The organism is Facilibium subflavum (assembly GCF_003574485.1).
Classification (GTDB): Bacteria; Pseudomonadota; Gammaproteobacteria; order Francisellales; family Francisellaceae; genus Facilibium; species Facilibium subflavum.
Window position 1 is genome coordinate 20,019 of sequence record NZ_KZ984698.1, and the last position, 11,535, is coordinate 31,553.

General features: G+C 39.3%; 13 protein-coding genes. 10 read left to right on the top strand and 3 right to left on the bottom strand.

All coding sequences use genetic code 11. The features are described from left to right. Nucleotides 1-67 precede the first annotated feature (67 nt). A complete protein-coding gene (locus tag DNK84_RS00140) occupies nucleotides 68-673 on the bottom strand; it encodes a peroxiredoxin (RefSeq protein ID WP_119342562.1) in 606 nt (201 codons plus the stop codon). 134 nt (nucleotides 674-807) lie between these two features. On the opposite strand from DNK84_RS00140, the gene DNK84_RS00145 reads away from it, so the two are divergent. Then, nucleotides 808-1,389 carry an HAD family hydrolase gene (locus tag DNK84_RS00145; protein ID WP_119342563.1) on the top strand — a complete coding sequence of 194 codons (582 nt, stop codon included), beginning with the start codon at nucleotides 808-810 and terminating at the stop codon, nucleotides 1,387-1,389. On the opposite strand, the gene DNK84_RS00150 is transcribed toward DNK84_RS00145, so the two are convergent. Continuing rightward, nucleotides 1,390-2,151 (bottom strand): hypothetical protein, encoded by a 762-nt coding sequence (locus tag DNK84_RS00150; RefSeq protein ID WP_162902111.1) that lies wholly within the window; start codon nucleotides 2,149-2,151, stop codon nucleotides 1,390-1,392. 105 nt (nucleotides 2,152-2,256) lie between these two features. On the opposite strand from DNK84_RS00150, the gene DNK84_RS00155 reads away from it, so the two are divergent. The 4 genes from DNK84_RS00155 to DNK84_RS00170 all read left to right on the top strand — a co-directional run bounded on the left by DNK84_RS00155 (nucleotide 2,257) and on the right by DNK84_RS00170 (nucleotide 6,358). Further along, complete coding sequence (locus DNK84_RS00155) at nucleotides 2,257-2,844, top strand: D-sedoheptulose-7-phosphate isomerase (protein ID WP_119342565.1); 588 nt, start codon at nucleotides 2,257-2,259, stop codon at nucleotides 2,842-2,844. 32 nt (nucleotides 2,845-2,876) lie between these two features. Continuing rightward, nucleotides 2,877-3,281, top strand: coding sequence for an outer membrane protein assembly factor BamE (locus tag DNK84_RS00160; RefSeq protein ID WP_119342566.1), 405 nt, complete (start codon nucleotides 2,877-2,879; stop codon nucleotides 3,279-3,281). A 113-nt stretch (nucleotides 3,282-3,394) separates the two neighbouring features. Further along, nucleotides 3,395-5,125 (top strand): type IV-A pilus assembly ATPase PilB, encoded by a 1,731-nt coding sequence (gene pilB, locus DNK84_RS00165; RefSeq protein WP_119342567.1) that lies wholly within the window; start codon nucleotides 3,395-3,397, stop codon nucleotides 5,123-5,125. A 12-nt stretch (nucleotides 5,126-5,137) separates the two neighbouring features. Continuing rightward, a complete protein-coding gene (locus DNK84_RS00170; RefSeq protein ID WP_119342568.1) occupies nucleotides 5,138-6,358 on the top strand; it encodes a type II secretion system F family protein in 1,221 nt (406 codons plus the stop codon). Between the two features lie 4 nt (nucleotides 6,359-6,362). Here the strand turns inward: DNK84_RS00170 and DNK84_RS00175 are convergent, their stop codons facing one another. Continuing rightward, on the bottom strand, nucleotides 6,363-7,265 hold the full coding sequence (locus tag DNK84_RS00175) for a hypothetical protein (protein WP_119342569.1): 903 nt from the start codon (nucleotides 7,263-7,265) through the stop codon (nucleotides 6,363-6,365). A 254-nt stretch (nucleotides 7,266-7,519) separates the two neighbouring features. Here DNK84_RS00175 and DNK84_RS00180 point away from each other — a divergent pair, with 254 nt between their 5' ends. The 5 genes from DNK84_RS00180 to DNK84_RS00200 all read left to right on the top strand — a co-directional run bounded on the left by DNK84_RS00180 (nucleotide 7,520) and on the right by DNK84_RS00200 (nucleotide 11,241). Then, a complete protein-coding gene (locus tag DNK84_RS00180; RefSeq protein WP_119342570.1) occupies nucleotides 7,520-7,705 on the top strand; it encodes a hypothetical protein in 186 nt (61 codons plus the stop codon). Nucleotides 7,706-7,811: 106 nt separating this feature from the next. Further along, nucleotides 7,812-8,570, top strand: coding sequence for a bifunctional demethylmenaquinone methyltransferase/2-methoxy-6-polyprenyl-1,4-benzoquinol methylase UbiE (gene ubiE / locus DNK84_RS00185; RefSeq protein ID WP_119342575.1), 759 nt, complete (start codon nucleotides 7,812-7,814; stop codon nucleotides 8,568-8,570). A gap of 15 nt (nucleotides 8,571-8,585) precedes the next feature. Beyond that, nucleotides 8,586-9,203 carry a ubiquinone biosynthesis accessory factor UbiJ gene (locus DNK84_RS00190; protein ID WP_119342571.1) on the top strand — a complete coding sequence of 206 codons (618 nt, stop codon included), beginning with the start codon at nucleotides 8,586-8,588 and terminating at the stop codon, nucleotides 9,201-9,203. Then, nucleotides 9,190-10,854, top strand: coding sequence for a ubiquinone biosynthesis regulatory protein kinase UbiB (gene ubiB / locus DNK84_RS00195; protein ID WP_119342572.1), 1,665 nt, complete (start codon nucleotides 9,190-9,192; stop codon nucleotides 10,852-10,854). Before DNK84_RS00190 ends, ubiB begins: the two co-directional genes overlap by 14 nt. Nucleotides 10,855-10,890: 36 nt before the next feature. Then, nucleotides 10,891-11,241, top strand: a complete 351-nt coding sequence (locus tag DNK84_RS00200) for a histidine triad nucleotide-binding protein (protein ID WP_119342573.1) — start codon at nucleotides 10,891-10,893, stop codon at nucleotides 11,239-11,241. The last annotated feature ends 294 nt before the right edge of the window (nucleotides 11,242-11,535 follow it).

Genomic DNA, 11,535 nt, shown 5'->3' on the forward strand with positions numbered 1-11,535 from the left:
ATACACCAACAAAGGTATCACTTTATTTGGTTTTTTCAAGTAAAATTACATTTTTTTTTGCAAAAAATTATAAAGTTTCTACATTTTCTGCCAAATAGCTTGCCACACCTTCTGGTGAAGCCTTCATTCCTTTATCACCTTTTTTCCATCCAGCCGGGCAAACTTCTCCGTGTTTTTCGAAGAATTGAAGCGCTTCAACCATGCGTACCAACTCATCCATATTGCGCCCTAAAGGCAGGTCATTAACAACCTGGTGGCGAACAACACCTTCTTTATCAATTAAGAAAGTGCCGCGAAATGCAACACCAGCATCAGGCGCTTCAACACCATAAGCCTTTACAATGCTGTGATCAATGTCAGCAACCATTGTATATTTTACCTGGCCAATACCACCTTTATCAACCGGTGTGTTACGCCAGGCGTTATGGGTAAAGTGTGAGTCGATTGATACGGCAAACACCTCAACACCTAAGCTCTTTAGCGCATCAACACGCTTATCTAAAGCGATAAGCTCGGATGGGCATACAAAGGTGAAATCAAGCGGGTAAAAAACAACAGCAGCATATTGACCATTACGCGCCTTGTTAAACTCTAATGCATCAACAATATCACCATTAGCAAGTACAGCAGGTGCTGTAAACTCAGGCGCTTTGCGTCCAACCAATACTGACATAAACCTCTCCTTAATGTTGTAAAATACGCAGTAAAATTAATTACATTACCATAATAGTGCGCAAAAGTTTGCGCAAATCATTTAAATATGTCAATAATACTACAGCAAAAATTAATTAGGATTTCTTTTGTTGTATGATTTACATCCACCCCAAAACACAAGCGCTTATTTTTGACTGTGATGGCACCATTGCTGACAGCATGATTATACATAACAACGCATGGAATACGATTGCACAACGTTACAAGCTTCAGATAACGACCGAACAAATTGCGCATTATAATGGCATCCCTACCTTACAAATATTACAAAGATTAACCGAGGGACATGGTTATGAATACGACTTGTCTTTAATCGTAGAAGAAAAAGAAAAACTTGCGCAAAAAGATATTCACCGCGTTCTTCCCATCAAACCCGTTGTTGACATTATTGAAAAATATCACCGCAAGCTGCCGATGGTTGTTATCTCTGGTGGGGCGTCTGAGAATGTTTATAAGACACTTGAAGCCTTAAATCTTATTGACTATTTTGAGTTTATCATTACCGCAGATGATGATCATCCAACCAAGGAAAGCCCTGAGGCATTTTTACAAATTGCCAAAAGACTTGGTGTTAAAGCACAACAGTGCCATGTTTTTGAAGATGGAAAACCAGGCCTAATCAACGCGATTAAGGCAGACATGGTCGTCACTGATATCAGAACCTTTTATCCTTAACTATGGTTTTATTGGCATGTCATCGCGTCTGTTAAGCTCATAAAACGCTGAAACACTCAATAACATCACAAATGGCAACACGAGTGCTTCAACAAACACCAATACCACATGTTCAATACCAAACGACATGCCCGCTTGCCCACCTAAGCCTGAAAACAGAAGATAAGCAAGATATTTGACAAATAAAAGCACCAAAGTAATAAATCCCAACTGAAGAATATATATCACATTGGCACGAATCAGGCGGAAATTTTCTTTATAGCCACTGATTGTACCGAGATTATCCAGCAAAATCACAGGGAATATCACAAAGGTAAAGCTTACCACAAGCCAGATACCGATAAGACTTAAAAAACTGCCAATGACCCATAAGACAGCATTAATAAAAAAAGCACCTAAAAAGCTGAAAAAACGGCGCCTAAAGTAAAGCCATGCTTGAGAGAATTTCACTTTTGAAAATGCAGAATCAGGTGATTGTGATTGAACACCACCAATACAGACTAACAAGGCATAAACCATGACCGTCAAAATAATTGAGACAACAGCAAGCCAGATCAAAGTACCATTACCCTGGAGATCTTGCGATAACGTACCTTCTTCTAAATACTGTTGAATGGCTTGATTAAAGCCAAGATTAAAGGCGTATATTTTGAAATACTCCGTAACGGCAGCAAGAATCAGTGCCAGCGTAAAACAAACTTTAAAAGTCGCCTTATAAAGTGCCAATGTATTTTTCAGTGTATCAAGAATCGTATTTTTCACAACCATATGCTAACTTACCACAAACTTATTTGACCTAATCTTGTTATTGTGGCAGATTAATCAAATATCATGACTTTATCAATATTTACGCCAGGAATTTAATAAATGAACCTTACTAAACGCATTCAAAATCATTTCAGTGAGAGCATCCAGACACAAATCATGATTGCAGATACCATGGCCGAACAAATTATTAACAGCGGCCAGATAATTGTAGATGCTATTTTAAATAGCAAAAAAGTCCTTATCTGTGGCAATGGTGGCGCTGCGGCAAATGCGCAGCATTTTAGCGCACAATTATTAAATCGATTTGAAATGGAGCGCCCTTCACTACCTGCTATTGCCTTATCCAGCAATGCAGTCACCATCACATCAATCGCCGCTGACACCACTTTTGACTGTGTTTTTTCCAAACAGATCAATGCACTAGGGCATGAGCATGATGTACTGGTAACACTTTCCTTTGATGGCAATGACCAAAGCTTAATCGAGGCGATTAAAACAGCGCAAGAGAAAAATATGCAGATTATTAGCATAACCGGCAAAGATGGTGGTAAAATACGTACATTACTAAGCAGGCAAGATATTGAGCTGTGTGTTCCTTCTGATAGCACAGCGCGGATCCAGGAAAGCCATACGACCATTATCCATTGCTTAAGCGATATGGTAGATATGTGTCTCTTTGGTGCCTGATAAAGAAAATCAAACAGAGTAAAAAGACGATAATGAAAACCCACAAAACAGTATTATACACAGGCTTAATCGCCAGCAGCCTTTTTTTAAGCAGTTGCAGCCTCATTACACCTTACACGGCACCTGTTCAGCAAGGTAAAATCATACCACAGGATATCATGCAACAAATAAAACCCGGAATGAGCAAACAGCAAATCGAATATATCCTTGGCACACCTGATATTGTCGACCCTTTAACACCGAATCAGTGGCGCTATATCTATAGCATGCAAAAAGAACTTAATGCACCAAGACAGGAAAAACAATTGATTTTAATCTTTGATAAAAAAGACAAGCTTACCAGTGTCAGCGGGGATTATTCACCGCCTAAAACAATCTACCAAAATCAAAATGACGCCCAAAGTCAAAGCGATACTCAAGATCAAACCCAAGGTTAAGGTTTACTTCCACTTTAATGCTGTTATTAAAGCGCTGTCCTTCTTAAAAGATAAATTCGCCAAAGTGGTATATACTTAAATTATCACCGATAACAAGCTGAAGTAATAATACGATGTTACAGGCAAGTCAAAATGGAATTACAAGCTTTATCGTAAGCCAAGGGCTTTGTAATAGCAAAACCATTGAAGAAGCACTGAAGCAAAGCGTACAAGAAGGTGAACCACTTCTAAGTTATTTAGCAAAAAACCAAATCATCGACAGCCGGCAATTTGCCATTAAAGCTGCATCATTTTTTGGGATGACGCTTTTTGATCTAAAAGCGTATAATACTGATTTTTTGCCACAAAAATATCTTAATAACCGAATAATTTCTCATTACCATTGCGCACCGCTGTACAAAAAAGGAAATACTTTATTACTTGCCACCAGCAACCCCATCGATTTAAGAGCGGTGCGTGAGTACCGTTTTTTTACGAATTTAGAAATTGAACAGGTCATCGTTGAAGAAACCGCTTTGACTGAATTGATCACTAAAATCAGCGAGTCAAGCCCGGATAATGCCTTAAAAACCCTTGAAGGGATGGAACTTGAGGATATTGCTTTAGACTTCACACAGAGCACCAAAAATGATGAGCCCAGTGAAGATGAAGATCTTGGTGACAATGATGAGCCGGTAATCAAATATATTAACAAAGTTATTGTTGATGCGATCAATAAAGGCGCATCTGATATCCATTTTGAACCATATGCCAAGGTATTTCGTATTCGCTATCGTATCGATGGCATACTTCAAGAGATTTCATCACCACCACTTCGACTTGCCAACCGTGTTGCCTCACGCATTAAAATCATGGCGCAGCTCAATATCGCTGAAAGACGTATTCCTCAGGATGGCCGTTTTAAATTGAAAATTTCCAAAACCCATGATATTGATTTTCGCGTTAGCGTCTGTCCAACCACTTTTGGTGAAAAAGTAGTGCTTCGTGTTCTTGATCAGGCACAGACGCATTTAGGCATAGATAAACTTGGCTTTGAATCACATCAACAAGATGCTTATGTCAAAGCATTAGGACAATCCCAAGGAATGATATTAGTCACAGGCCCAACAGGTTCTGGAAAGACAGTTTCGCTATACACAGGGCTTCATTTGATCAATACGGTGGATAAAAATATCTCAACGGCTGAAGATCCGGTAGAGATTAACGTACCAGGTATTAATCAGGTACAAATAAACAATAAACAAGGGTTAACGTTTGCGCGTGCATTAAAAGCGTTTTTGCGCCAGGATCCTGATATCATCATGGTGGGCGAGATTCGTGATTTTGAGACCGCTGACATTGCGATTAAAGCCGCCCAAACTGGGCACCTGGTTCTTTCTACGGTTCATACAAACAGCGCCCCTGAAACGCTTAATCGTTTACTTGATATGGGGATACCACACTATAATATCATCTCCTCTGTCTCTTTGATTATTGCGCAACGCTTAGCAAGAAAGTTATGTACAAGCTGTCGGATCCCGGCAACAGATATTACAAAAGCGTTATTACTTGATATGGGCATCCGACCTGTTTATGTTGAAAACGATATCACACCTTTTCACGCCAATGCTGATGGCTGCAGTCATTGCTTTCATGGTTATCGAGGACGTGTAGGCATTTATGAGGTAATGCCATTAAGTGTAACGATAAGTCGCTTGATTGCTGAAGGAAAATCGACGATTGAATTAGCAGAGCAGGCACAAAAAGAAGGCATTGATAATCTGCAACAAGCTGCTTTAATAAAAGTTGCCAAAGGCATTACTTCAATTGAAGAGGTACATAGAGTCACATCCAAAAACAGTTAAGGAAAATCATCAATGAAACAGCCATTAGCCTTGAAAAAGAAAATTTTCCTTTGGCAGGGTACTGATAAACTTGGCATTCATCAACAAGGCGTGATCAAATCGATCAATATAGAAACAGCGCGCTTACAGTTAGAACATGAAGGCGTTCACATCAAGAAAATCAAGAAAAAGCCTTTAGATCTCTTTGCTGCACGCATTAAAAATGCAGATATCACACTTTTTTCTCGACAATTAGCCACCATGATCAAAGCAGGATTACCAATTACCCGCGCACTTGACACGATTATCAGCTCAATTAGTAATAAAAACCTGACTTTTAAGCTCTTAATACTCGATATTAAAGAAAGCCTTGAAACAGGGAATACCATCAGTGATACCTTTAAAAAACACCCTAAATACTTTGACACACTCTTTTGCGGGCTATGTGAAGCAGGCGAGCAATCCGGTACACTGGATACGATGCTTGATCGCATCGCCACAAACAGAGAAATGCTACAAAGCATCCGCAAGAAGGTTAAAAAAGCATTAACCTACCCAATGATGGTTATATTTGTTTCGATTATTGTCACCTGGGTGTTATTGAACTTTGCTATTCCGGCTTTTGCAGATATATTTGCATCTTCAGGCACTCCTTTGCCAATGATTACACAAATTACGGTTCGTGCTTCTGAGATCACACAGCAATACTGGTGGATTGCATTGATAATAATTGTCCTTGCTATCATCATGCTACGATATGCTAAAAAGCGTTATTTAAAGGTGCAGATATTCTTAGACCTTCTATTACTAAAGATTCCTGTTATCGGTACCGTGATAGAAAAATCAGCATTGGCACGCTTTGCCAGGACACTTGAAACAACGTCAAGCGCTGGTATGCCATTAGTTGATGCGCTAAAAGCCGTTGCCGCGGCAACAGGAAATGCAAAGTTTGAACTTGCAACACTTAATATTCGTAATGATGTATCAAAGGGTTATACCTTACTGCAATCTGCCGCAGGAACAGGTGTATTTCCTGCGCTAATGCTGCAGATGGTTGCCGTTGGAGAAGAGTCTGGGCACTTAGAAGAGATGCTATCCAATGTTGCCAAGATTTATGAAGAGGATGTTGATATGCTTGTTGCAAGCCTAAGCAGCTCACTTGAGCCCATTATCATGATGGTGCTGGGCGGCATCGTTGGCTTTTTAGTCATCAGTATGTATGTTCCAATGTTTAACCTTGGTAATGCCTTTTAAATAGCTAGCAGTCTGGAATATTCTGTGCTGACAAAGCATCCCAGCTGTCTTGCGGACAGTCTTTTGGTTTTTGTTGAGGCAAACACCATGACTGCCATGAACCGTTATCCCTGGTCTGTAGGCACTTTTGATAATCTTTCACCTCTAAATATTTAGGCGGCAACATACCCATACCACTTACCAGTTGACTTTCTTTCACACCTTTCTGATCAGAAGGCTTTAAGCTTTCAGACAATTGCACATCCGCATTTAACATGATTTTTTTCGACACACTAACCTCCTGCTCCTGGTTACTATCATTGCTAGCTGCCTTGGTTTGAAAATACGTCATCATACGTGGGCTTTGAGGCGAAACTGCATCAATATTAAAAGAGACATTTTTAATCACATAATCTTCGCCTGTTTGCTGATTAAATGTTTTGACATAATTCTGGATGGACTGATACATCTTAATCATCATATCATCTTTGGCCTTATCAATCATGTCGCTACTTGGCGCAAAGCTGACCACATCAACCTGAAACCGGCTGTTATTCGAGTTATTATTTTTTAACTGCGCTTTCAGTGTCTTAATTTGTGAACTCGTTAAGCGTGTCTGGATCACAAGTTTGATATTTTGTGCACCACTGTCAGCCTGAAATTCTTTAAAATCAATAACTTTCCAATCAACCTTAGGAATGATGGAAGTTAAGTTCTGCAATGCAGCCTTTTGAATAATCTGGCTGTCATCTTTAAGCGCTGTCGCATTGACCACCACATTAACAAGTGCTGTATCAGATTTCACAATCATCTGACTTGTTTTTTGAAAACTTATGGTTGATACAGGCTCAGCTGCAGCCTGTGCAATGCCAGCATAACACAGTGATGCTAAGACGATAGAAGCACCTGGAAAAACTTTTTTAAACATAATATACCCTCTAAACCTGTTTTAAAATGATCACAATTATTGTATCTACAATTGATAGTAACGCAAAGCATGCGATAGCGTTTTTTTACAGCAGCAGCATTTCATCTTTCCTCACATCATGAATGATTGACTTGTAAAAGCACCTATTCTCTACCATACTCAAAGAACAATACTAAATATCAAAGTGGTTACAATAATGAAAAAAGGCACCTTCCTAGCGATTTTGCTTATTCCCTTAATAAGTCTTTTTGTAAGTGCCTGCACGCAAAAAAAAATTCAGCTTTCTTGCACCAGCTGATGCAGATGCACCGCCAAAGACACCGGGATATCATGATCCTAACACACAAAAATATGGTCTACCCCAGCCACAAAAACCTGTTATTGAAAACGAATTTTATTGGAAATCTACACCAGATAAAGATGTACAAGCACCAGATTAATCTTTTTACGCATGATAATTGTTTCCTAAAATCTATTTATTCAAGGTGATTTTATAAGCATTTTTACGTTATACTGATGGGCAATCTAAGCCAATTAATATTTTATATGACAGATCACTTTGATGAAAAGACCACCGACTTTGGGTTTGAAGAAGTAAAGTGGCAGGAAAAACAACAAAAAGTCGCTCAGGTTTTTCACTCAGTTGCCAGCAAATACGATATCATGAATGACTTGATGTCTTTTGGCATTCACCGCTTCTGGAAAAAATTCACCTTGGCTAAGTCTGGTGTCAAACCTGGCAATAGGGTTCTTGATCTTGCAGGCGGCACTGGTGACCTTGCTTATCAATTCACGCACATGGTGAAAGATCATGGTCTTGTCGTATTAAGTGATATCAATGCATCGATGCTTAAAATTGGCAAAGAAAAATTAACCAATCGTGGGTGTATCGGCAACATTCAATACGTTCAAGCCAACGCAGAAGCCCTTCCATTTGCCGATAATATGTTTGACTGTATCACCATATCTTTTGGCCTTAGAAATGTGACGGATAAATGCAAGGCATTACAATCAATGTACCCAGCATTAAAGCCAGGTGGAAAACTCATGGTGCTTGAATTCTCCAAACCCATGCTCCCCTTGTTAAGCCAAATCTATGATCAATATTCCTTTAAGATTTTACCGTTTATGGGAAAAATCGTTGCAAATGACGCAGATAGTTACCGCTATCTGGCAGAGTCAATCCGCAAGCACCCGGATCAAGAAAGCTTAAAACAGATGATGATTGATGCTGGATTTGACCATGTCTATTACCATAACCTGACCGGTGGCGTTGTTGCTTTACATATTGGCTATAAATACTAAAAGAGAAGTTAAATAATGCAGAAAGAATTAAGACTGTTAAATCAATTAATTGATCGTATTTTAGGACTGGATCCACAAAAAGAATTCTTATTACAACAGTTAAATAATGAGATACTTGCGATTATTATTCAGGATTTAAACCTTCATTTCTTCTTAATACCTGATGACCACACACTAAATGTTACTCAAGAGGCACCTGATAAGCCAATTAATTATCTATCAGCCAATGCAAATGATTTCATCTCCATGCTCATTAACAAGCACCCGGAGAGCTTTATTCAGCAACAACGCGTCACATTTGAGGGCAATCTGCAAACACTACAGGCATATCAGCGCTTTTTTAAAGCCATTCGCCCTGACCTTTTGTTTTATCTAAGTAATAAAACGCATCGCTCCGTTACATACATCTTAAAACGCCCTATACAGACGATAAAACAATGGCTCTTAGCAAGCAGATCAAGCTTTCACAGTGAGCTGATCGAATATCTTCATGAAGAAAAAAGGCTTTTCCCCTGTAAAGAAGAAGTTGATGATTTTTTTGATGACATCCAAACGCTTAAACAAGATTGTGATCGTTTAACTGAAAAAATGAAACACCTATTACCAAAAGGGCTGTCAAATGCACCAGATTAAAAAATGGTTACGTCTTATCTACATCAGCTACATTCTGAATAAGTATAATGTAGTGGCAATGTTAGCAGATATTCCTTTATTAAAGACCTTAAGGTTTATCGCTTTTGTAAACCCGTTTGCATGGTTTAATCGCCAAACGTATGACCGTGGTACACGGCTTCGCCTGGCGCTTGAAACATTAGGACCAATTTTCATTAAATTTGGCCAGGCATTATCTACCAGGCGAGATCTTTTGCCGCCAGATCTTGCTGATGAACTTGCCAAGCTTCAAGATAAAGTTCCCCCGTTTTCAAGCAGTTACGCAATAAAAACCCTTGAAAGCATCTTAGGACAAAAAGTTGAATTGGCTTTTCTACACTTTGACCCAACACCTTTAGCATCGGCATCTATTGCACAAGTTCACAGCGCTACATTGCCAAACCAACAACAGGTGGTAGTAAAAATACTGCGTCCGAATATCGAGAAAATCCTCATTCAAGATACCTCTTTATTAAAAACTTTAGCAAAGATGCTTGAGCGCTATTTACCTGGCATTAAAAGATTACGACCTGTTGAAGTTGTCGATGAAATCAGTCGAAACCTGCTTGATGAGCTTGATCTATTACGTGAAGCTGCCAATGCTTCGCAATTAAGACGTAACTTCAAAAACAGCCATATTCACTATGTGCCAGAAGTTTACTGGCCATATTGTCGAAGCCAGTTGCTTGTTATTGAAAAAATCAAAGGCATCCCCGTTTCAGATGTTGCAAGACTTAAGTCCTTAAATACAGACCTTAAACTTTTGGCAGAACGCGGTGTTGAGATATTTTATACCCAGGTTTTTCGTGATTGTTTTTTTCACGCAGATATGCACCCAGGAAATATCTTTATAGATGCAAGCAACCCTAAAGATCCCAAATATCTCTCTGTTGACTTTGGTATTGTTGGCACATTAACACGAGAAGATCAGCATTATCTTGCTGGAAATTTTCTGGCCTTTTTTAACCGCGATTACAAAAAAGTTGCCGAGCTTCATATCGAGTCTGGCTGGGTACCGGCTAATACAAGGGTTGATGCGCTTGAGTCTGCGATTCGAACTGTTTGTGAACCTATATTTGAAAAACCGCTATCTGAAATTTCCTTTGGTTATACGTTAATGCGCTTATTTCAAGTTGCCAGACGCTTTAATATGACTGTGCAACCACAATTAGTTCTTTTGCAAAAAACTTTGCTTAACATTGAAGGACTGGGCCGTGATCTGTATCCAGAACTTAATTTATGGGCAACAGCAAAACCTTTCTTAGAAGCGTGGATGAAAAATCGTGTAGGTTTAAAAGGATTTTTAAAGCGCTCATACGACCAGTTGCCTGATCTAAGTGAGCACCTGCCTGAGCTGCCTGGCATGTTATTGGATTTAATTAAAGCACAACACCAACAGGCGCAATACATAAACCATAGCGCCACAATAAGTACAGTCAAAGTCAAGCGTAAAAAACACCGACTACTTTTGGGTAGCGGTATTATTTTAACAGCGCTTGGCATCATATTTAGCAGTTGGCAGCCGGTTTTAGATACTATCCACCACCTTCTCAGCCGCCATGCTATTGGTATTAGTGTTTTGGGCATTATTTTATTAATTATCTATTATGTTATTCACCCTAAAAATGAGTAACATAATAATGTAACAAACCAAATATAGGAGAATTTGATGAGTAATTGTATTTTCTGTAAAATCGTCAACGGTGAGATAGCTGCACAAAAGGTTTTTGAGGATAAAGACATGGTTGTTTTTCATGATATCAACCCTGCAGCAGAGGTGCATGTTCTCGTTGTACCTAAAAAGCATATTGAGAGCTTAAGCACACTTACTGATAAAGACAATGATCTCATTGCAAAATTAACACAAAACCTGACAAAAGTTGCCACCATGCTGGGACTTGAAACTGGGTTTAAGACCCTGATTAATACAGGGGAAGGTGGTGGGCAGCTAGTGCCACATCTGCACTACCATATTTTAGGAGGAAAACTGACGAAACTTCAAGCACTTAAAAATACGTAAACTAAACGCTCCCTGATTTTGTGCTTAACGGCAGCGCAGCAGCAATGGTAAATAATGCTGTTGAAGGCTTTGTTAAAGTTGCTGCATTGGATTTACCTCGCAGAATAAGATATTAATGCGGTTTCACCGGCTTTGCTTGAAGAGTCTGCTGAAAAGTATTCAGAACTATGCCCTGGATTTGAACCAGTAGCTTCAGTTATTTAATGTATCGTAACCATGACTTCTAAGCCTTGCCGCAATAATGCTATCCTGCATTACCTTGCAAGCAGCCCTGCGCTATCAGTGCTTCGGGCG

What these genes read in the sequence shown, in the direction of transcription:
- pilB (WP_119342567.1), top strand. Translation starts at nt 3,395, where the DNA reads ATGTTACAGGCAAGTCAAAATGGAATTACAAGCTTTATCGTAAGCCAA.
- DNK84_RS00160 (WP_119342566.1), top strand. Translation starts at nt 2,877, where the DNA reads ATGAAAACCCACAAAACAGTATTATACACAGGCTTAATCGCCAGCAGC.
- ubiB (WP_119342572.1), top strand. Translation starts at nt 9,190, where the DNA reads ATGCACCAGATTAAAAAATGGTTACGTCTTATCTACATCAGCTACATT.
- DNK84_RS00140 (WP_119342562.1), bottom strand. Translation starts at nt 673, where the DNA reads ATGTCAGTATTGGTTGGACGCAAAGCGCCTGAGTTTACAGCACCTGCT.
- ubiE (WP_119342575.1), top strand. Translation starts at nt 7,812, where the DNA reads ATGACAGATCACTTTGATGAAAAGACCACCGACTTTGGGTTTGAAGAA.
- DNK84_RS00155 (WP_119342565.1), top strand. Translation starts at nt 2,257, where the DNA reads ATGAACCTTACTAAACGCATTCAAAATCATTTCAGTGAGAGCATCCAG.
- DNK84_RS00175 (WP_119342569.1), bottom strand. Translation starts at nt 7,265, where the DNA reads ATGTTTAAAAAAGTTTTTCCAGGTGCTTCTATCGTCTTAGCATCACTG.
- DNK84_RS00200 (WP_119342573.1), top strand. Translation starts at nt 10,891, where the DNA reads ATGAGTAATTGTATTTTCTGTAAAATCGTCAACGGTGAGATAGCTGCA.
- DNK84_RS00190 (WP_119342571.1), top strand. Translation starts at nt 8,586, where the DNA reads ATGCAGAAAGAATTAAGACTGTTAAATCAATTAATTGATCGTATTTTA.
- DNK84_RS00170 (WP_119342568.1), top strand. Translation starts at nt 5,138, where the DNA reads ATGAAACAGCCATTAGCCTTGAAAAAGAAAATTTTCCTTTGGCAGGGT.
- DNK84_RS00145 (WP_119342563.1), top strand. Translation starts at nt 808, where the DNA reads ATGATTTACATCCACCCCAAAACACAAGCGCTTATTTTTGACTGTGAT.